The following is a 19,300-nucleotide window of genomic DNA, read 5'->3' as shown; positions in this document are numbered from 1 at the left end:
CGGACTCGGCCGGACATCCCGGATGCCCGAAGCTGGCCAGGCACACGAAGCCCGCGGTCGTCTTCACGCATGAGAAGGCCGCGGGCTTCGCTGTAGGGATGGTCCTGAATATCGCGTAAGTCCTGGGGTGGACCGTCTGGCATGAGGTGTCGACTCTGCCGGGGGGATCACTCATGGCGATCAAGGACGAGGGCCCACGCGTGAGCGTCGCGGACAACGTGAGAACGGGTGCGGAGTTGGTGCGAGCGGCCCAGCTGGACCGGGAACTGGCCGAGCAGTTGATCGAGCGGGCCCGCCGCGAGGGGGTGAACCTGGTTGGTGAGGGACGGCCGTTGTCCGGGCTGGGAACCTGGTCCTGGAGGGTGCGTCGGAGGCGGAGCTGACCGAGCATCTGGGCCACGAGAAGGGTGACGGGGCAGGGTCGGGCTCGTGCAACTCCCGCAATGGCACGTCGAAGAAGCGGGTGCTGACCGTGTGGGGCCGGTGGACATCGGGGTGCCCCGAGACCGACGCAGGCCCATCTCGCGGCGATTTACGACGTGGAGGTCTCACGGGACCTGATCTCACGGTCTACCGACAAGGTCGGGGGTGATGGACGTCTGGCGGAACAGGCCGCTGGACCGCACCTACGCCGTCATCATGATCGACTACCGTCATCATGATCGACGCGATCGTCATCAAGATCCAGGACGGGGCGGTCGCCAGCTGGCCCGTCTACGTCGCCATCGGCATCAACCTCCAGGGCGAACGCGACGTGCTGGTCCCATGGCTGGACCTGCCAGTCGACCTGACGGCTGAGTTCGAAGCCGACTTGGCCGACATTCGGCGACTGGTCACCGCAGCCGCCCAGCGGCAGGGCTGACACTGCTTCGGGTCCATGTCCCGCGGGCCGGCTTCTGGCCGAGACTGCGGCGACCGCCATCGGCGCCGGACGCTGAGAAAGCGCTCCACCAGGGCCATAGTTGAGCTGGGTCACGATTCCCTCGTCGCGCCAGGCGGCGTAGTAGGCGTAGACGGTGCCGTGGTTGGGGGAGTCGTGCGGGAGGTATTTCCAGCGGATTCCGGTGCGGTTGATGTAGAGGCGTGCCTGAATGCGTCGCGCAGGTCGACCTTGGCCGGCTGCCCGGTGGGCCTGCGGTCGAGCCGGGCCTTTCTCCAGGCCGTCAACGTCGGCTCGATCAAGGCCCATCGGGCGTCGGACAGGTCACTGGGGTACGGCTTCCGCCGGCTCACGCCGTAGCGTGATCATGGATGCGGCAGTCGGTGCTGAGAGCATCCGCCGGTAGGCGATCGTTCAACGCCTGCCGGGTCCTCCGAAGGCGTCAGGGAGTCGGTGCCGTGCCGGCGTCGTAAGTGGCGCGGGCGGCGGTGATGTCGGCTCGGTGGCGTTCTGCCCAGCCGACGAGCCCGGTGAGGGTTGCGTGGAGTTCGCGGGCCATGGGCGTGAGGCTGTATTCCACCTTGGGCGGCACGGTGGGGTAGACGGTCCGGATGAGCAGGCCGTCGCGTTCCAGTTTGCGCAGGTTCAAGGTGAGCATGCGTCGGCTGATGCCTTTGATGGCGCGTTCCAACTCGGTGAACCGGACTGGTCCGTGTGCGGCGGCGACGAGGATTCCGATGCTCCATTTGCCCGCGACGTGGTCGAGCACCTCGGTGAGCGGGCACGCCTCGTTGCTGACCTGGTCGGACACATCGGTGTGACTGCGTGACATGAAAGTGCCTCCTTTCGCCGCGCTTCATGGTTACAGAGGATGATTGCTGTAACAAGTCGTGCACCATTGGAAGGAATCCCCGTGCGCAGAACCAACGCATCAGCGCAGACATCACGTTGGTCGGCACTGGCCGTGCTCTGTGCCGGGCAGTTGATGGTCATCCTCGACGGGACCATCGTGAACGTGGCGCTGCCGTCCATCCAGCGGGACCTCGGCTTCTCCTCGTCGGACCTGGCATGGGTGGTCAACGCCTATCTGGTCCCCTTCGGTGGCCTGCTGCTGCTCTCCGGACGGCTCGGCGACCTCATCGGACGCAAGCGCGTCTTCATCGCCGGCCTGAGCATCTTTACAACTGCCTCGTTCCTGTGCGGTGTGTCCCAGGACCCAGCGATGCTGCTCGCCGCCCGGTTCGTCCAGGGCATCGGCGGCGCGGTCACCTCCGCCGTCACTCTCGGCATGGTCGTGACCCTGTTCCCACGACCGAAGGAGCGCGCCAAGGCCATTGGCGTCTACAGCTTCGTCCAGTCCGCCGGCGGCTCGATGGGCCTCCTCGCCGGCGGCGCCCTGACGCAGACCATCAGCTGGCACTGGATCTTCTTCGTCAACGTCCCGATCGGCATCATGGCTGCGCTGTCGGCCGGACGCGTGCTCGCGTCCGAGCACGGTGTCGGCCTCGGCAAGGGGACCGACGTCGTAGGCGCGCTCCTGGTCACATCCGCACTGATGCTCAGCGTCTACACGATCGTCGAGACCACCAACTACAGCTGGACTTCCGCACACACACTGGGCTTCGGCGCCGCGGCACTCGCCCTGCTCGTGGCATTCGCCGCCCGCCAGGCGAAGGCGGCCCACCCGCTCCTGCCGCTGCGCCTGGTCCGCTCACGCGACGTCACGGGAGCGATGGGTATCCAGGCTCTCATGGTGGCCGGGATGTTCAGCTTCCAATTCCTGTGCGTGCTCTACCTGCAGAAGGTGCTCGGCTTCGACGAGATACACACCGGCCTCGGCATCTTTCCGGTCTCGGTCGCGATCGGCACGCTGTCCCTCGGCCTCTCGCCCAGGCTGATCGCACGCTTTGGCCCCCGCGCCGTACTCCTTCCAGGACTCTCGCTCATCACGGCAGGTCTCGCCGCGCTGGGCCGCGTACCGGCAGGCGGGAGCTATGCCGTGGACGTCCTGCCCGCGCTGCTGCCGCTGGGCATCGGCTTCGGCCTCGCGATGCCGTCGCTGGCCACGCTCGCCATGTCGGCGGCCACGCCCCACGACTCGGGGATCGCCTCCGGCATGTTCAACACCATGCAGCAGATCGGAAGTGCCTTCGGCCTCGCGGTCCTCAGCACGCTCGCCACCTCGCACACGGATGCGCTGCTGGGCGACGGGGCAAGCACCGCCTCGGCACTCACGGGTGGTTACCAGCTTGCCTTCCGCATCGGCTCGGGCCTCGTCGGCGTCGCTCTCCTCCTAGCCGTCACCCTGCCGCGAGCCTCCGCCACAGCGCAACGTCCAGCGGCCGAGAAGAAGCCGGTCGCCGAGAACGCCGCTCGCTGACCAGGCGCCGCCGCCCGGGGAGCCTGTGCTCGCAGGAGGAGATGTGTCTGTCGTGCCTTCGTTGATCACCGCCCCCATCCGTGAGGAGTTCCTTGCGTCATTGAGTGGTGTGCATCGTGAACTCGCAGGTCACGGGCCTGGTGTGAGTGACGACTCGGGTACTCCCGCTGGTCGGTGGCCGATGACCATGGTGTAGATCATCGGGTGGGTGGGTCCGGTTCCGGCGGTGCCGGATTCGGCTGCACCCGTGGCCGGGGTGGAGCGGAGGAACTGAGGTGTCGCTGGCCCTTGGAGGCGCGATGCCACTGGCGACAGCGATTTTCGAAAACAGCCCTGTCACCGAACCGGATGGGGCTCCGTTCCGTCCAAGGAGCATGATGAGACGAACTGTCACCGTGCTTCTCGTGGTAGCTGCCTCCACAACGCTGGGTGCGTGTGGCAAGGCGGACCATGTCGTCCAACAAAGTGGACTCCCGAGCGCTCCCATTGTCCTCAACGGAACGCAGCCTTTCGCGTCCGGGCGTCCGATCGCCGTCAGCCACGACGGGAGGGTTCTGTCCGTCAGGGCGGTCGGCGGCGGCTGCGAGAGGCCCAGCCTTTCGGCCCGAGAGGGGACCGGCACGGTGACCGTGACCATCAAGGTCGTCACCCGGCAGAAAGCCGGCGAGGTTTGTGCCGCCAACGCGGAACTCGTGCCGATCCAGGTGACGCTGGCGCGACCACTGGACGGACGGAAAGTCATCGACGGAACTACCGGTCGAGCGGTACCTGTCCCTGTCGCGACCTCCTCGACCTCGCCGTCCCGCTGACGCTGGCCCCAGCGTCGTCCCCACCTCCTGCAGTTGCTTGGCCAACTCCTTGGCGAGGGTGTCCAGTTCGCTCCTGCGCGCGGTGATTCACTGTCGCTCCTGTATCCCCGCGTCCCGACCTGCTGACGGATCGTAGGCGGCCGGTCGTGGGCGCAGCCGAGCCCCGGCATCCCGCTGGAACCGGACCTGCCCGATGATCTACGCCATGGTCATCGGCCGTCGGCGCGAGTACCCGAGTCGTCACTCACACCAGGCCCGTGACCTGCGGCTTCACGATGCACACCGCTGATCGCCGCAGCGGGCCACCACCCATCCGCTGGGATGCCAGCGCCGACGGATCCCGGATGAGGTGATCTTCGACAAGCTCATCTAGGTGCTGGCGTCTGGGATGGGGTACGAGCGAGTGGCGGACGCCACGTGCTCGGCAACCACTTGCGCAGGCGCCGTGACGAGTGGATAGCCGTCAGCATGGGGGAGGCCCCGCGCCCGGACGGGCGCGGGGCCTGCGAGCGCATGATCGGCCTCGCCCTGGAACGGCTCAGTGCCGACGGCTGCCAGACCAGGGCCCCTCGGGCGGCGAGTGCGCGGGCAAGAGCTCCATCGACCGGGCCGAACAAGGCGTCAAACGCTCGCACTCACCGAGGTGTACGGCACCCTACTGGTCACCGAGCCCGCACCCGCCAACAATCGCGATCACACCCTGCTACCCGCCCCCCTGACCACTACGACGACCTCGCCAAGACGCTCGGCCCACTGCCCGAGCAACCGGCTGTGAGCCTGGAAGTGGGCTACGACTACCGGCCGGTCTACGCCGACCTCGACACTCGCGGCATCACCGCGGAGATCGCCCATGGGGCGAACAGACCCCGACCAAACCGACGGACGGTGGGTCGTGAAGCGCACGAACTCGTGGATGAGCAACTTCGGCAAGCTCCGCCGGTGCACCGAACGTCGTCGCGTCTGCATCGAGTTCTTCATCCGCCTCGCCGCCGCGATCCTCACCATCCGTAGCCTCATCCGCCGGGCATGGGCCCTCCATCGCTGGCCCAACCGCCCCCGAAGCCCGGCATCCGGTGACTGCGCTCTGCCACCGAACCTTGACCGTATGCCACTGAAGTGTGACCGAGGGCCCGCGCGCGGAGGGTGTTGTGGACGGTCGACAGCGTCTGACGGCCGGGCACTTCTCATGCCGCCTTGATGACAACCTTGCCCGAGGCGTGACCGTTCTCGACGGTGGCGAGAGCGGCCGGGGCGTCGGAGAGCGGATGGACCGCGGAGATGACGGGTGCGAGGAGCCCGTCGAGGGCCAGCCGGGCCGACCGCTCCAGGTTCTCGCGGTCGACACGGCGTTCGACGAAACGTCCACCGAGATCTGGCACAGACATATCACCCACAGCGATGACGTTGCGGGGAACCTGGGCGAGCGGAGCGACAGTCCGCAGCGACGTGCCTCCGGCCAGGTCGACGATCCCGTCGAAGCCGTCCGGAACCAGCTCCCGTGCCGCGGCGGAGACGTCCTCGGCGGTGTAGTCGATGAACCGCACCCCGATGGCCTCGGCGTGCTCGCGTTTGGCGGTACTCCCCGTGCCGATCACACGCAGCTTGCGCCCGACAGCCAGCCGGGCGACGGCGAGGCCGACCCCGCCCCCGACTCCGTTGACCAGGACCGTGGCACCGGACGGGAGGCTGAGCTGGTCGAGCACATCCACCGCGGTCAGGTGGAACCGGTCGGCGACCTGGATCGCGGCGGGAGCACCGAGTCGCGCGCCCCTCGGCACAGGCGACCGCGCGGTCCCGGCAGATGATCTCCACGCCCGGGTGGGTGGCCAGCCACCCGGCCAGCGGTCCCGAGTCGCGCGTCGGAATCGGCTCACTCGCCGTCGAGCGGCTGGCCGCACTGGTGCAGAACAGCCAGCTCACGGAGGCGGTCGGCAACGAGGTGGACGACGTCCTCGGGTGGCTGTCCGGGGTCTCCGACGACGAGGTCACCGCACTGCTCGCCAAGGAGTCCCGACGGCGTGGTGCGGCGCTGACCCGCACCACGCGACCCGGCGGGCCCCCACCGATGTAGGGGACGTTCCTGACTTATGGGTGCGGCCGGACGCTGCGAGGCTTCCGGCAGGAGCATCCCCCGGCGAAGACGAGGACACGATGGCAAGCAAGGCAAGTCGCGCGATCCACCTGGTCTGCTCGGCCACCGTGGCCCTCGCCGTGCTCCTGCTGCTCGGCGTCGGTTACGGTCCCGTGCCCGCCCTCGGGCAGGCACTGGTACCCGGCGGGGGAGTGTGGGATTCGGCCGGGGCGGAGACCACCGTCAGCACCGAGACCCTGACCCTCCCCGGCCTGGACAAGTCCGTGAAGGTGACCTTCACCGCCGAGGGATACACCTCCATCGAGGCCGGAACCGACCACGACCTCTTCCTCGCCCAGGGGTACGTCACCGCCCGCCTGCGCTTCACCCAGCTGGACCTCCAGCGCAGGCTCGGCCAGGGCCGGCTGTCGGAACTGGTCGGGGCGGCCGGGCTGAAGAGCGACAAGTTCGAGCTGGGTCTCGGAGTGTTGCGCACCGCCCACGCCCGATGGGCCGCGACCCCGCGCAACAGTGCGGCGGGGAAAGCGCTCGTCGCGTACTCCGCGGGCGTCAACTCCTGGATGAGCCATCTGGAGAAGACCGGCGACTGGCCCGCCATCTACGGGCTGACCGGAGTGCGGCCCCGCCCGTGGACGCCGACGGACACCCTGGTCGTACAAGGCGTCCTCACCCAGCAGATGGACTTCAACACCATCCCGCTCGACTACGAGCTGCTGCAGCGCTCCCTCGGGGCGAAGCGCACGATGGACTGGTTCCCCGTACAGGCGCCGACCACCCAGAGCCCCTACGACCCCGGCCCCTACAAGACGCTGTCCCCGACGCCGCCGACCGTGCCGAACTCCAACGCGGCCGACCCGGCCACCACATCCGCCTCCACCCCCTCCGCCTCGCAGTCGCGGTCGTCCGGGAGCCAGGGCGTCGCCCTGCCCGACACCGTGCGGCAGCTCGACTTCAACAGCAACGCCTGGGCGGCGAACGGCCCGAAGGTGGCCGGCGGCGGTGCGATGCTCGCCGGTGACCCGCATCTGCAGACCACCCTGCCCTCGTACTGGCTCGAGATGGCGCTGCGCTCACCCGGCTACCAGGTCGCCGGCGGCTCCATACCCGGCGTGCCGGGAGTGCTGGTCGGCCGCAACGAGCACATCTCCTGGTCCCTGACCAACGCCCAGACCGTGGGCACCCTGTTCTACCGCGAGAAGGTCTCGGCTGACCGGCCCGGCTCCTACTACTGGAACGGCGCCTGGCGGCCGATGGAGAAGGTGCACTACAGCATCCCGGTACGCGGCGGCTCGACGGTCGCACTGACCACGGACCTCACCGTGCACGGACCGATGATGACCGTGCTCGGCCGGCGGGTCTCGGTCAACTGGATGGGCAACTTCGCGCACAACGACCTCAACGCGCTGCTCACGGCCAACCGGGCCCATGACTTCGCCTCCTTCCGGGAAGCGCTGCGCGGCTGGAAGGCCCCGGCGCTGAACTTCATGTACGCCGACGACCGGGGCCACATCGGCACCCTCCTCGCCGGTGACGTCCCGCAGACACCGAAGGGCTCCCAGCCGTGGCTGCCGCTGTCGGGCACCGGCGAGGAGGACGTGGTCGGCACCATCCCCTACGACGCGCTGCCGAAGGCCTACGACCCGCCCGGCCACGTGATCGCCTCGACCAACCAGCGCCAGACGGGCCAGGACTATCCGTACTACCTGGGCACCTCCATGTACTTCGACCCCGGATACCGGCAGTCGGTGATCGAACGTTTCCACTCCGGCCAGGGCTCCCTGGACCTCAAGGACTACACCGCACTCCAGAACGACGTCACCGACGACCTGGCCGTACGACTGGTGCCGAAGCTGCTCTCCGCACTCGGCGGCACGAAGCTGACCAGGCAGCAGCGCGCGGCACGCGATCTGCTCACCACGTGGAACCACTCGATGGACACCGATTCTGCCGCCGCCTCCGTGTGGTGGACGTTCCTGGGCTCCTACCTGCACGAGGTCTTCCAGCCATGGTGGGACGCGAAGAAGGTCCCCGCGAGCAAGGACCGCTGGATCCTCGACCTCGACCGCTCGCCCACCCCGCTGCGCGAGGCGCTCGAACACTGGACGCTCGACGACCCGGACAACACGGCCTTCACCCCGCCCAACGCCGCCCACCGCGACGCCACCGCCGCGATGCGGACGGCTTTCGGCAAAGCGGTGGCCGAACTGGCGGACAAGCTCGGCAGCAACCCCTCCGCCTGGACCTGGGGCAAGCTGCACACCCGGGAGATCCCCTCGATCACCGGGGCCGCGGGCCTCGGATACGCGCCCTACGCCGCCGGCGGCGACCCGTGGACCGTGAACGCGGCGGGCGGCCTGCTCCATTCGAGCTTCGGACCGAGTTTCCGTCTCGTCGTCCACTGGACCGGACCGGCCACGGGCCGATCGGTCGCGATCTATCCCGGCGGACAGAGCGACACCCCCACCGCCTCCTGGTACGACAACCTCGTCCCGCTGTGGCGGGAGAAGAAGTACCTGCCGCTGGACGGCCGGGCGGAGGCCACGGCGACCTGGACCCTTCGAGCAGGAGACTGACATGACGACCACCGAGACCGCCGTGCAATCCCCTGACCACACCGCCCGGACAGACCCGGCGGACGCCGGGGCACGACGAGCCGGCCGGCTCGTCGTGCCCGCACCGGCACTGGCCGCGCTGGCCGCCGTGGCGGTGGGACTCGGGGCCTGGGCGGACCAGTGGTACCTGCCGTTCGCGGCGGGCCTCGCCGCCGGCGCCGGCACCGCCTGGCACCGCCCGGGCCGGCTGCGCGCCACCGCGCTGCTCGTGCTGCTCGGACCGGTGCCCTGGGGGACGCTGCTCGTCGTACGTGCACTGGCGGGGGACACGATCGGCGGTACGGCACGCACGACCGCTGCACTCGCCGGGCTGCCCGTCTCGGCAACCGTGACCATCGCCCTGACCCTGCTCGTCGCGTTCCTGCAGTGCGCGGCCGGAAACTGGTTGGGACGCGCATCGTTCCGGTGCTTCGCCCGGCGCACCTGAGACTCTGCGGGAATGCAGCCGACGGGCCGTCAGGGCGCAAACGCGCGCTACGCAGTGACGATGACGGAGTTGTACGGCGTGAAGTCGATTGGTGCACTCAGAGGAGTACCTGGACAGATGTCATCGCCCATCGCCCTGAACGCGACGTCGGACGGCGCAGTAGACCGGTGGTCACCTTGGTCGCGACGGACTCGTCCCGGGGCATATCCTCGACCACCTTCACCTTGTCGGCCGTCTTGACCTTCGCGACGACCGCGGGACGGCGCAGGAGTCGGGGACGATCGCCGCGGCGACATCATCCTCGCGGGACAGCGCCGCGACCACGCGGACCTTCTCCTCGGGCTTGACCTGGGCGACCACGGCCGGACGCCGCAGTAGGTCACCGGTCACCATCGCGGCGACCCACTCGTCCTTGGCCACGGTGTGGGTGGCGCTGATCCTCTCCTGCGGAGTGACCGGATCGGCTACCTGCCGGCCCGTGCGGCGCGTGGCCTCGTCCGGTGTCCACCGCGACCTGCCCGGCGGTGGCGTCAGGATTGCCGCGAACTGTTCCTCGTCATCGGCGAGCAAGGCGAGGATGTTGCGGACGGTGAACGACACTTCGGCAACCCATTGTTCCTCGGGCCACTTCGACGCGGTCTACCGGCCTGCTTCACCGTGTTGACTGGGTGGCCGGCGTGGAGCGCCGATCGAACGCGGTCTACTGCTCGCCATCCGCCGCTACGAACAAGACCGGCCCGGCGAGCTCATCCACGTCGACGTCAAGAAACTCGGCCGGATCCCCGACCGCGGCGGTCACAAGGCCCTGGGCCGCTAGGCCGGCCGCCCCGCGCCCGGCGCAGCAGCATGGGCTTCGACTACGTGCACTCCGCCGTCGACGACCACTCCTGCCTGGCATACAGCGAGATCCACGGCGATAAGAAGGGGCTGCAGCCTGCGCAGGCTTCCTGCGCCGGGCCGCGGCCTTCTTCGCCGCCTTGGGCATCGACCGCATCGTGCGGGTTCTGAAGAGGGACCACCCCCGCGGCTGCGGGAGCAGGTGCCGTGGCACGTCACGGAGCCGCACGTATCCTGCGGACTGTGACCGCGACATACGTGCTGGACGGCACCCAGATCAGGACGCTGGAAGACTTCTGGCGAGTCATCGGCGAGACGATCAACGGCCCCGGTGGCTACTTCGGCAGGAATCTCGACGCTTTCGCCGACTGCCTCAGCGGTGGATTCGGGACGCCCGACGACGATGACTACGTGGTTGAGTGGCGGGACCATCGGGCGTCTCGCGATCATTTGAGCTATCCAGAGACTGTTCGGCAGTTGGAGATCCGTCTGTCGCGCTGCCACCCCACGAACCGCCCAGCGGTCAGTGCCGAGCTGGCCACGGCGCGTGAAGAGCGCGGATCAACCGTCTTCGACTGGTTGATCGAGATCTTCGAAGGTCGAGCCCCTGGTGTCCTACGACTTCAGTGACGGTGGATGCCCCTCTCCCCCCGAGCGAAGCCCGGCGTGATACAGGGTCCGGAACATCGCATAGTCCCTCGCTGCGGGCCCGTACTTCCTCGCGGTTGCGGTCCGCTGCTTCATGAAGTCGAAGAACTCCAGCACCCGCTCAGAGGGCGTTTTCTCCCTTGGTTTCATCCCGATATGCGCATTTGATCTGCTGATGTCGGTTCACGTCAGGAGGCGGTGGTCTCGCCGGTGAAGCGGCGGGCCACCAGGTCGGTCGTGACCAGGTGGATCACGGCCTCGGCCCGTCCGTGGCGCCGGCAGCGCCAGGCGGACAACACCGGCTCGTTCAACTCCCAGCGGGCATCGGACAGATCACTATGCAACAGTTTATGCCGAAGTCAGGACCGGGGTCTTGTGGGCCGCATACCTCGTGGTCGATCGTTTTGTGCCATGGGGATGCTGACAACCTGCCTGATCGCGCTGGTTGGGGTGAACGTCGTGCTGGCTCTGGCCGGGCTGTGGCAGCGGTCGGTGGAAGCTCGGATGGTCAGGCAGGTGCAGGCCTGGCCGGGGCTCGACACGTATCACGCGGAGCTACTGAGCGCCGGTGAGCCGTTGTGCTCCACCGACCACCAACCGGACAGACTCGCAGACAACTCCTGCCGCGCCGCCGAAGTCGCCATCCGTCTGATGCGTCAGGACGGCCTACTGCGCGGAGATGGCCTGGAGTTGGTGGAGAGCACGGCCGAGCCGGCCCACCCAGTGACTGCGGCCGCATTCCGTTTGATCGGCCGGTACCAGTCGGATCCCTCCCAGCTGCGCCTCGGCGACTTCGGCCGCGACCCCGGATTCCAGGCCGCCGTCCGCACCCACCTGAACGCCCTCTTCACTCACGCCCCGGCCGTCCGCCGCTACTGGGCTACCACGATCAATGACGTGGTTCTTTGGTCTTACGGCTGCGGCGCGGCAGCACCTGCTGTCCACGCCTACCTCCTCATGCGCCGTACCGCGCCCACCGACCCCGACGTCGTGAAGGGCTCCTTCATGCTGGCCTGCCTCGTTTTCGTGGCGGCCCTGCTCGTTCTCATAGCCCAGACCAGAAAGACCTGGTCCTCCTGGCGCACAGACCGCGAGATCCCCCTCGCCCTCAAAGAACTGGCCCCCTTCCGCGAAAACGCCGTCAGCCTTGTCGGCAGCGGTGGCGGCCCAGACGCTGTCGACGCGACGGATTTGGATGAGACGCCGGCCCACTGCGGCAACAACGAGACCATAAGTGAGTGAGCTTTTCGGACCAGCGGCGTCGGGCCGTTCCTGGTGGGCGAGTGGTGCTGGCCGGTGCTGTGGGCGCTGACGGCGGTGCCGCCGGTGCGACCTGTGACTCGTGGGCTAGTGCTGGCCCGGGCGTCGTGACCGGTCCGCGGCGTACTGCCGCCGTCTCGCGGCCCACTCGGCCGAGCAGGCCCTCAGCACCGAGAAGCGTGACCTGCTCGGCCGCAGCCGGACCTGGCGCAGCGAGTACGAGCGGGCCTAGGACGAGGAGACGTGCGTGGACAGCGAAGGAGGGTTCTGATGACGAAGATGCACAACAGACGGGGCGACCGGAACACGTCGGAGAAGCAGCGCGCGCCGCGGCGCACGTTTCGCACCTGGCAGGTCGGGCGCCGTTTCCGGCACTGGGAGCGGCCGGAGGCCCGGCCCTGGCCGGACGTGCACGAGGACGTCGCGTACCTCACCCGGGAGTTGGGCCGCTGGCACCCCGGCACGCTCGCCGCCCGCTTGCGTGTCTTCAGCTGGCTTAGCTCCGAAGGCCGGCACGCCGAGAAGCTGCGGCTGGCCGAAGCGGAAGTGGCCGAACGGGCCACGGAGTTCGGGACCGACGACCCCGACACGCTGGGGTGGCGGTCGACACTCGCCTGGGACCGCCGCAGGGTCGGTGACCTGGACGGCGCCGTCGCCGAGGCGCGGGCCGTCGCGGAGGACTCCGCCCGTGTGCTGGGCCCTGACCACGCCGACACCCACCGCCGGCGGGAGAGCCTGGCCCAGTTCCTCGCCGAGAACGGTGAAACGGCCGAGGGTGTACGTCTGCTGCGAGCCCTGTACGCCGAGTCCCAGGCCTTCGGCTGGCAGCGCAAGGACCAGACGCGATCCATCCGCAAGACGCTGGTCACGGCGCTGGAGCTGAACGGCGATCTCCAGGAGGCCCTGGACCTTTTGGAGGAGGAGATCGAAGCCGAGCTGGGTACGATCTACGGCGTTGACGAGAACCTCGGTGACCACGAGACGAAACGTCTGCAGGAGTGGCGCACCCGGCTTGTCGCCGACGTGGCCCGGCAGGACTGGAACCGGCGGAGGAAGCAGGAGCGGAGCGAGGACGCCCCCGGCCGGTGACAGCTGTGGACCAGGGGAACGACAGAGGGCACCCGCGCGGATGCCGACCTGTCGGTATGGACTCGCCTGATTTCGGATCGTTGGTCGACGTGCGGGTGGTCGGAAGCGAAAGCCCACAGCTGCGGGTGGAACTGGCGTTCACCGCATGGCTAGAGGAGCCGGTCGGCATCCTGTGGCAGCGCGGGTATCCTGCCGCGACCGTGAGACAGAGGGTCCGACTGCAGATGCCAGGGACCGGGGACCAGGAACGTGATCCAGTCGGCTCGGGTTCATGCCTGCAGTCTGACCAACTGGCGAACCTGTGCGATCACAGCAGTGCACCGCGACCCGTTGTGCTCCTGATCATTCCGGGGCTGGTGGTCGACCACGATCTCGCTGGTGGCCACATCACGGCAGCGGACCGGTTGAACGCAGTGAGCAGTGTGCATGGTGAAAGGTGCAGGTCGGGCGGGCTGGTGTGCGCGGGGTCGGGGGTGCTCGGGCTGGTGGGCGGCGGGTGACCATGGTGAAGATCGTCTGACCGGTCGGTCGGGAGGGTTCTCTGGTTCTGCTGCGCCTGCGTGAGCGGGCCGCCTACGATCCGTCACCGTGTCGATACGCCGGGGATCGTGGGGAGGGTGGGCGGCGGTTCCGGTGAAAGCGCAGGTGGCGGGGCATGCGGTGCTGCTGATCCCGCACCGCGGTGATACTGGCGACGAGGCCGCGCTGCCCGCCGACTACCGCCGGATCCTGGCGATCGTGCGGGCCGCTGGTGGCCCGGTGCAGGTCAAGGGGGTGGGTGAGGAGCTGGGGCTTGAGGTGGGGGTGCGCGGGAGGCTGGAGCCGCTGCGGGCGGAGATGACCAAGCTCGCCGATCGGGGCCGGCTGCACAAGCGGCCTGACGGGAAGTTCACCGCACGCCTGTAGTAGCTGCGGACCGGGGCGACAAGAGGGCGTAACCGGCGGGCCCCCGACGGCAGTTGAGTTTGGTGTGAAGAAAAACAACCATCCCGTCGAGGGCTCTGACGGTCTTGTCCACATCGCCCGCCTGCCGCTGTCGAGTGCCACCCTGAACTGGCTCGCCGACCTGTTACGCGGCCACTTCAAGAAGATCGGCTCCAGGTGGCGGGCCCTGCCCGCGGGGAAGATCGCCGGCATCGTGCTGGCGGTACTGCGTTGTGACCAGCGGCCCGGCGACCTGGCAGGCGGCAACGGCATCCATCGCACCACCGTCACTCGCTGGGTGCGGGAGGTCGTCGGGCTGCTGGCCGCCCGCGCCCCGCGCCTGGACCGGGTCCTGAAGAAGATCGCCCGAAAGGGTGGCGGTGTGGTGCTGCTGGACGGCTCGGTGATACGTACCCGGCGGCGCACCGGGGTCGAGAACCGCAAGAACCACTCGGGCAGGAACAAATGCCACGGCCTGCTCGTGATCGCGCTTTTGAAGTGCACGCCGACGAGCCGCGCATGCGGGGGGTACTCGAAGAGGAAGCGCCTCCGTCCAGACACCCATGAACCACGCACGGTCGGAGTCCCACAGCCGGACGGGTTTGCTCAGGTGCAGGAAGAAGTGCGCCGACGGCATCGGCGGGACGTTCATCAGCCGGTGGGGCGGCACCCCGGTCAGACAGTAGATGTCGTCGATGAACTGGTCGAGCGGCGGAGCGGGTATCCGGCCGACGTGTTCCACGGGTTCAGTGTGGCTGTCGGGGTTCTTCACCGCATCGAGTACAGGGCGGTACGGCCCGTTCGGTGCCGTACCGCCCTTCCGTGATGGGTCAGACGGCGGGTTCGGCGGCCGGCGCGGCCGCGGTTGCCTCCGCCTGTGCCGCGGCGGCCCGGCCGGGCAGGGTGAGCACGGCCAGGAATCCGGCGACCGCCACGGCGGAGAAGAAGTAGAAGCCCCAGGGGTGGCCGATGCCTGCCGCCACGAGGGCACCGGTGATCGTCGGGCCGACGATGGAGCCGATACGGCCGATGCCCGAGGCCGAGCCGAGGGCGGTGCTGCGGACCGAGGCCGGATAGAAGTTCGTCACGTACGCGTAGATCAGCACCTGGGCGGAGAAGACGAACACGCCGGTGAGGAAGACGACGGTGTCGAGGAGCAGGTTGCTGTGCATCCTGATGCTGAGGCAGGCAAGCATGGCCACCGATATCGCGAACCAGCCGAGCGCAGTGGGCTTGATGCCGCGCCGGTCGGCCACGAAGCCGCCCAGCACCAGGCCGGCGACCCCGCCGACGTTGAGGATGAGCAGTTGGGTGACCGCCGTGGGGATGGGGTAGCCGGCCTCGTTCATGAGCTTGGGCAGCCAGGTGTTGAGGCCGTAGACCAGGAGCAGGCCCATGAAGGATGCGACCCAGATGCCGATGCCGGCGCGGAGGTAGGCCGGCTTGAGGAGTTCGCCGAATGCGACGCGCTGGGAGGCGGGCGCTTCCTTGGTGCGGACGAACGCCTCGGACTCCGGCAGGCGGAACCACTGGATGACCGCGATGACGAGTCCGGCGATGCCGAGGACGTAGAAGAGGACCTGCCAGTTGTCGGTGACCTGCAGGGCCAGCAGGGACGTGATCACGGCACCGGTGTGGTAGCCGGTCATGGTCAGGGTGCTGGCGCGAGCCCGGCGTGCGGCGGGCATGTGCTCGGCCATCATGGTCAGCGACGCCGGCATGCAGGCGCCGAGACCGATACCGGCGACGAGCCTGAGCGCGGCGAACATCCCGACGGAGGTGGCCTGGGGCAACAGGAGGGTGAAGACGGAGAACTCCACCACCGAGCCGATGAGCAGCAGGCGTCGTCCGAAGCGGTCGGCGAGCGGGCCGACCAGGATGGCGCCGATGGCGACGCCTACGAGTGAAAGCGTGGCGACCGTGGTGGCGTCCGCGGCTGTCATGCCCAGGTGATGGGTCTTGAGCAGGGTGGGGATGATGGCGCCGAGGACGACGAGGTCGTACCCCTCGAGCATGACGGTGATCCAGCACAGGACCACGGTCCAGACGTTGCGGTCGGACGTGCCTGTTCTCGAGGCGGCGTCGGTGGTGTTCGGTGAGGTGATGGGTGTCATGGCTGCATTCCCTCTGTAGCGGCTACGGGGGACGGGATGGGGACGGGGGAGCGGGGATCAGAACGGGTAGTCGGCGATGTCCGGGCGGACGGTGAGCCACTGGGCCTCGGTGAAGGCCTCGACGTTGGCGGCGGCTCCACCGAAGCGGGACCCGGTGCCGGAGGCCTTGACTCCGCCGAACGGGGCGTTGGGCTCGTCGTTGACGGTCTGCTCGTTGATGTGGATCTTGCCGGAGTCGATCTGGTCGGCGAGCTTCATCGCCGTACCGACGTCGCCGAGGATGCCGACGGACAGGCCGTACTCGCAGTCGTTGACGATCCGGGCGGCTTCCTCGAGCGTGGAGAAGCCGATGACGGGTGCGACGGGGCCGAAGATCTCCTCGCGCCACGCCCGCATGTCGGTGGTGAGGCCGGTCAGGACGGTGGCAGAGTAACCGGCGCCGTCGATCTCGCCGCCCGCGGCCAGCGTCGCGCCCGCCGCGACGCTGTCGGTGACGATGCCGTGCACCCGCTCCAGCTGCCGCCGGTCGATGATCGGGCCGAGCGCCACGTCCTCGCGGGCGGGGTCGCCGACGGGCAGCGCCCGTGCCTTCGAGGCCAGCGCGGCGCTGTACTCGTCGAGCAGCGACTCATGCACGATGTGGCGGCCGGTGGTCATGCAGATCTGTCCTTGATGCAGATACGAGCCGAACGCACCGGCGGAGGCCGCCTTCTGCACATCCGCGCCCGGCAGCACCACCAGCGCGTTGTTCCCGCCCAGTTCGAGGTGGGCGCGCTTGAGCAGACGGCCCGCCAGCTCACCGATCGCGCGGCCGACCGGAGTGGAGCCGGTGAAGGAGATGACCCGTACCTCGGGTGCTTCGACGACCGCCTGGCCGACCGTGCTGTCGCCCGGCAGCAGGTGCAGCAGTCCGGAGGGCAGCCCGGCTTCCTCGAAGATCCGGGCGATGACCACGCCACCGCTCACCGCCGTACGCGGATCGGGCTTCAGCAGGACCGCGTTGCCGAGCGCCAGCGCGGGTGCCACCGAACGCAGGCCGAGGGCGAGCGGGAAGTTGAACGGCGCGATCACGCTCACGACGCCGGCGGGGCGGCGGCGGGCGAACGACCAGCGAACCTCCTCGGACGTCAGTACTTCTCCCTGAGGGTGCGTGGGCAGTGCCGCGCACTCGAATGACTCGCCGATCGCCAGTTGCACCTCGAACGCGGCCTTGGCCCGTACCGAGCCCGCCTCGCGTATCAGCCAGTCCTCGATCTCGGCGGCGTGCTCGGTGAACAGCTCGCCCGCGCGGCGCAGTACAGCCGCCCGCTGCTGCGGGGGCGTGGCCGCCCAGGACCGCTGCGCCTCGGCGGCCCGGGTGGCAGCGCGGCGCACGTCCTCGGGCGTGGCCAGGCCGGCGGTGCCGAGCTGCGCGCCGGTCGCCGGCTCGGTGACCGGGTGCTCGCGGGTGGCGTCCTGCCAGCCGTCGCTGAGGAACTTCTTGCTCCAGACGTCGTTGTCCAGGAGTGTCATCGGTCTTCCTTCCGTTACCTGAGGGGGATGACTTCTGTGAGGTGTGTTCGTGGGGTGGGCGTCGTGGTCAGGACGGTGTCGTGAGCACTGTGTCGACCTGGACGAGCCGGGGGCCGTCCGGGCGCCGGGACAGCACCGCCCGTAGTTCGTCCACGCTCTCGACGTGCTGGGCGGACACGCCGTAGCCCTCCGCGATGCGGGTGAAGTCCAGGCCCGGGATGTCCATGCCCGGTGCGTCCGGGACACCCAGCAGGCCGCTGAACCAGCGCAGCGCGCCGTAGGTTCCGTTGCGCAGCAGCACCACGGTCACGGGCAGGCGGTGCTGGGCGGCCGTCCACAGGGCGGTGATGCCGTAGTTGGCCGAGCCGTCCCCGATCACGCCGACGACCGGCCGGTCGGGCTGGGCCATGGCGACCCCGACGGCGCCGGGCAGGCCGAAGCCGAGTCCGCCCGCTGCCGGGAAGTAGTAGGAGCCGGGCCGCCGCAGGTCCATCTGGCGCCACCACGAGGAGTTCGTCGAGGTCGACTCCACCACGTACGCCGTGTCGTCGGGCAGTTCGTCCCGGAGGGAGGCGAAGACCTCCTCGGGATGCAGCCGCGTCCCCTGCCCGGTGGCCGGCGCGGGGGTGGGCCGGTAGTCGCCCGTCGGCTCCGTCGCCGCGTCGAGCTCCTTGAGCAGCAGGTCGATGACGGCGGCCGGGTCGGTGACCAGAGCCTCGCCCATCGGCGCGCGGGCGGCGGCGGAGGCGTCCTCCGTGACCTGGATCAGCCGGGTGCCCTCGGGCAGATACCGGCCGGGCTGGTACTCGTGATAGCGGAAGACCGGTGCCCCGAGCACCAGCACGAGGTCATGACCCTCGAAAGCTTGGGAGACAGGTTCGATCCCCGCCGGCAGCACCCCGCGGAACTGCGGGTGGCGGTTGGGGAAGGACAGCCGGAACAGCGACGGTGCCGCCCACACCGGAGCGCCGAGCCGCTCCGCGAGCCGCACCGCGTCGTCGAAGAGACCGGCGGAGTCGATGTCACCGCCCAGCACCAGCGCGGGCCTGCGCGCGGCGGTCACCGCATCGGCCAGCCGGCGTCCCTGCTCCGTGCCGGGCACTGCGGCGCGGTGCACCTGACGGTCCAGCACGGCTGACGCGTTCTCGCCCGCGTCCACCGCCCAGTCGTCGTAGGGGACGGAGAGGTAGGTGGGCCGGCGCTGCAACTGCGCCTCGAAGACGGCCTGGGCGAGGGCCCGGGGCACGTCCTGGGCGCAGGCCGGTTCGGCGGCCCAGCCGACGAGCGGCTTCATCAGCGACGGGGCGTCGACGTTGGCGAGGTTGGCCTCCGGTCCGATGGCCGGCCGCACCTGCTGGCCGGCCACGACGACCAGCGGAGTGCGCGAAGCCACGGCGTTGGTGAGCGCGCCCATCGCGTTGCCGGAGCCGGACGCGGCGTGCAGGTTGACGAGAACCGGACGTCCCGTGGCCTGCGCGTAGCCGTCGGCCATGCCCACTACGGCGCCCTCGTGCAGGCCCAGGACGTACCCGAAGCCGTCCGGCAGGTCGGCGAGGAAGGGCAGCTCGTTGGAGCCGGGATTCCCGAAGACGGTGGTGAGCTCCTGGCGTTGGAGGAACTCATGGCAGACACTGCGCACGGAGGGCACAGACGTTCCTTTCGCAGCGACGTCGAAGTGACGCAGGCCACGCTAGGCAGCGCACGACATTCGGACCA

20 protein-coding genes and 4 pseudogenes are annotated in these 19,300 nt (G+C 69.1%); 15 read left to right on the top strand and 9 right to left on the bottom strand.

From position 1 onward, the window contains the following. Positions 1-173: 173 nt before the first annotated feature. From ACIBW9_RS35280 to ACIBW9_RS35270, 3 genes are all read left to right on the top strand, one after another. Positions 174-383 (top strand): hypothetical protein, encoded by a 210-nt coding sequence (locus ACIBW9_RS35280; RefSeq protein WP_398961080.1) that lies wholly within the window; start codon positions 174-176, stop codon positions 381-383. After that, positions 350-592 carry a transposase gene (locus ACIBW9_RS35275; RefSeq protein ID WP_398961176.1) on the top strand — a complete coding sequence of 81 codons (243 nt, stop codon included), beginning with the start codon at positions 350-352 and terminating at the stop codon, positions 590-592. Before ACIBW9_RS35280 ends, ACIBW9_RS35275 begins: the two co-directional genes overlap by 34 nt. Before the next feature lie 66 nt (positions 593-658). Further along, the gene (locus ACIBW9_RS35270) at positions 659-862 is read left to right on the top strand and encodes a transposase (protein WP_398961079.1); all 204 of its coding nucleotides are present in this window, start codon (positions 659-661) and stop codon (positions 860-862) included. A 96-nt stretch (positions 863-958) separates the two neighbouring features. On the opposite strand, the pseudogene ACIBW9_RS35265 reads toward ACIBW9_RS35270, so the two are convergent. Together ACIBW9_RS35265 and ACIBW9_RS35260 are read right to left on the bottom strand one after the other, a co-directional pair. Beyond that, positions 959-1,233, bottom strand: a pseudogene (locus ACIBW9_RS35265) (transposase); the annotation flags it as partial. Between the two features lie 89 nt (positions 1,234-1,322). Next, positions 1,323-1,712 carry a winged helix-turn-helix transcriptional regulator gene (locus tag ACIBW9_RS35260; RefSeq protein ID WP_398961078.1) on the bottom strand — a complete coding sequence of 130 codons (390 nt, stop codon included), beginning with the start codon at positions 1,710-1,712 and terminating at the stop codon, positions 1,323-1,325. Between the two features lie 153 nt (positions 1,713-1,865). On the opposite strand from ACIBW9_RS35260, the gene ACIBW9_RS35255 reads away from it, so the two are divergent. From ACIBW9_RS35255 to ACIBW9_RS35245, 3 genes and pseudogenes are all read left to right on the top strand, one after another. Beyond that, positions 1,866-3,260: an MFS transporter gene (locus tag ACIBW9_RS35255; RefSeq protein WP_398961175.1), complete on the top strand. Its 1,395-nt coding sequence runs from the start codon at positions 1,866-1,868 to the stop codon at positions 3,258-3,260. A 623-nt stretch (positions 3,261-3,883) separates the two neighbouring features. Continuing rightward, positions 3,884-4,069 carry a hypothetical protein gene (locus ACIBW9_RS35250; protein ID WP_398961077.1) on the top strand — a complete coding sequence of 62 codons (186 nt, stop codon included), beginning with the start codon at positions 3,884-3,886 and terminating at the stop codon, positions 4,067-4,069. 292 nt (positions 4,070-4,361) lie between these two features. Continuing rightward, positions 4,362-5,135: pseudogene (locus ACIBW9_RS35245) on the top strand (IS5/IS1182 family transposase); the annotation flags it as partial. A 118-nt stretch (positions 5,136-5,253) separates the two neighbouring features. On the opposite strand, the gene ACIBW9_RS35240 reads toward ACIBW9_RS35245, so the two are convergent. Then, positions 5,254-5,847 (bottom strand): zinc-binding dehydrogenase, encoded by a 594-nt coding sequence (locus ACIBW9_RS35240; protein WP_398961076.1) that lies wholly within the window; start codon positions 5,845-5,847, stop codon positions 5,254-5,256. Positions 5,848-5,870: 23 nt separating this feature from the next. On the opposite strand from ACIBW9_RS35240, the gene ACIBW9_RS35235 reads away from it, so the two are divergent. The 3 genes from ACIBW9_RS35235 to ACIBW9_RS35225 all read left to right on the top strand — a co-directional run bounded on the left by ACIBW9_RS35235 (position 5,871) and on the right by ACIBW9_RS35225 (position 9,200). After that, a complete protein-coding gene (locus ACIBW9_RS35235) occupies positions 5,871-6,140 on the top strand; it encodes a hypothetical protein (RefSeq protein ID WP_398961075.1) in 270 nt (89 codons plus the stop codon). Between the two features lie 80 nt (positions 6,141-6,220). After that, positions 6,221-8,734, top strand: a complete 2,514-nt coding sequence (locus tag ACIBW9_RS35230; RefSeq protein ID WP_398961074.1) for a penicillin acylase family protein — start codon at positions 6,221-6,223, stop codon at positions 8,732-8,734. A gap of 1 nt (position 8,735) precedes the next feature. After that, entirely contained in the window at positions 8,736-9,200 is a 465-nt protein-coding gene (locus ACIBW9_RS35225; protein ID WP_398961073.1) for a hypothetical protein, read from the top strand. A 97-nt stretch (positions 9,201-9,297) separates the two neighbouring features. Here ACIBW9_RS35225 and ACIBW9_RS35220 read toward each other — a convergent pair whose 3' ends face one another. Both ACIBW9_RS35220 and ACIBW9_RS35215 read right to left on the bottom strand, forming a co-directional pair. After that, positions 9,298-9,417 (bottom strand): hypothetical protein, encoded by a 120-nt coding sequence (locus ACIBW9_RS35220; protein ID WP_398961072.1) that lies wholly within the window; start codon positions 9,415-9,417, stop codon positions 9,298-9,300. 2 nt (positions 9,418-9,419) lie between these two features. Next, on the bottom strand, positions 9,420-9,800 hold the full coding sequence (locus ACIBW9_RS35215; protein ID WP_398961071.1) for a DUF6192 family protein: 381 nt from the start codon (positions 9,798-9,800) through the stop codon (positions 9,420-9,422). 118 nt (positions 9,801-9,918) lie between these two features. Between ACIBW9_RS35215 and ACIBW9_RS35210 the strand changes: the two are divergent. Both ACIBW9_RS35210 and ACIBW9_RS35205 read left to right on the top strand, forming a co-directional pair. Continuing rightward, a pseudogene (locus ACIBW9_RS35210) lies at positions 9,919-10,207 on the top strand (IS481 family transposase); the annotation flags it as partial. 73 nt (positions 10,208-10,280) lie between these two features. After that, a complete protein-coding gene (locus ACIBW9_RS35205; protein WP_398961070.1) occupies positions 10,281-10,667 on the top strand; it encodes a barstar family protein in 387 nt (128 codons plus the stop codon). A gap of 206 nt (positions 10,668-10,873) precedes the next feature. Here the strand turns inward: ACIBW9_RS35205 and ACIBW9_RS35200 are convergent, their stop codons facing one another. Then, complete coding sequence (locus ACIBW9_RS35200) at positions 10,874-11,029, bottom strand: hypothetical protein (protein ID WP_398961069.1); 156 nt, start codon at positions 11,027-11,029, stop codon at positions 10,874-10,876. Positions 11,030-11,096: 67 nt separating this feature from the next. On the opposite strand from ACIBW9_RS35200, the gene ACIBW9_RS35195 reads away from it, so the two are divergent. The 4 genes and pseudogenes from ACIBW9_RS35195 to ACIBW9_RS35180 all read left to right on the top strand — a co-directional run. Next, positions 11,097-11,927 (top strand): hypothetical protein, encoded by an 831-nt coding sequence (locus ACIBW9_RS35195; protein ID WP_398961068.1) that lies wholly within the window; start codon positions 11,097-11,099, stop codon positions 11,925-11,927. Between the two features lie 288 nt (positions 11,928-12,215). Continuing rightward, positions 12,216-13,034: a tetratricopeptide repeat protein gene (locus ACIBW9_RS35190; RefSeq protein WP_398961067.1), complete on the top strand. Its 819-nt coding sequence runs from the start codon at positions 12,216-12,218 to the stop codon at positions 13,032-13,034. A 633-nt stretch (positions 13,035-13,667) separates the two neighbouring features. Further along, on the top strand, positions 13,668-13,940 hold the full coding sequence (locus ACIBW9_RS35185) for a hypothetical protein (protein ID WP_398961066.1): 273 nt from the start codon (positions 13,668-13,670) through the stop codon (positions 13,938-13,940). A gap of 64 nt (positions 13,941-14,004) precedes the next feature. Next, a pseudogene (locus ACIBW9_RS35180) lies at positions 14,005-14,451 on the top strand (IS5/IS1182 family transposase); the annotation flags it as partial. Positions 14,452-14,788: 337 nt separating this feature from the next. Here ACIBW9_RS35180 and ACIBW9_RS35175 read toward each other — a convergent pair. The 3 genes from ACIBW9_RS35175 to mdlC all read right to left on the bottom strand — a co-directional run bounded on the left by ACIBW9_RS35175 (position 14,789) and on the right by mdlC (position 19,232). Further along, positions 14,789-16,072, bottom strand: coding sequence for an aromatic acid/H+ symport family MFS transporter (locus ACIBW9_RS35175; RefSeq protein WP_051833638.1), 1,284 nt, complete (start codon positions 16,070-16,072; stop codon positions 14,789-14,791). 57 nt (positions 16,073-16,129) lie between these two features. After that, a complete protein-coding gene (locus ACIBW9_RS35170; protein ID WP_030938066.1) occupies positions 16,130-17,584 on the bottom strand; it encodes a benzaldehyde dehydrogenase in 1,455 nt (484 codons plus the stop codon). A gap of 67 nt (positions 17,585-17,651) precedes the next feature. Further along, on the bottom strand, positions 17,652-19,232 hold the full coding sequence (gene mdlC, locus ACIBW9_RS35165) for a benzoylformate decarboxylase (protein WP_398961065.1): 1,581 nt from the start codon (positions 19,230-19,232) through the stop codon (positions 17,652-17,654). Positions 19,233-19,300 lie beyond the last annotated feature (68 nt).

Source organism: Streptomyces sp. NPDC049541 (genome assembly GCF_044465725.1).
Lineage (GTDB): Bacteria > Actinomycetota > Actinomycetes > Streptomycetales > Streptomycetaceae > Streptomyces.
Note: the sequence above shows the minus strand (reverse complement) of the source record. Positions and strands in the feature narration are given on the sequence as shown.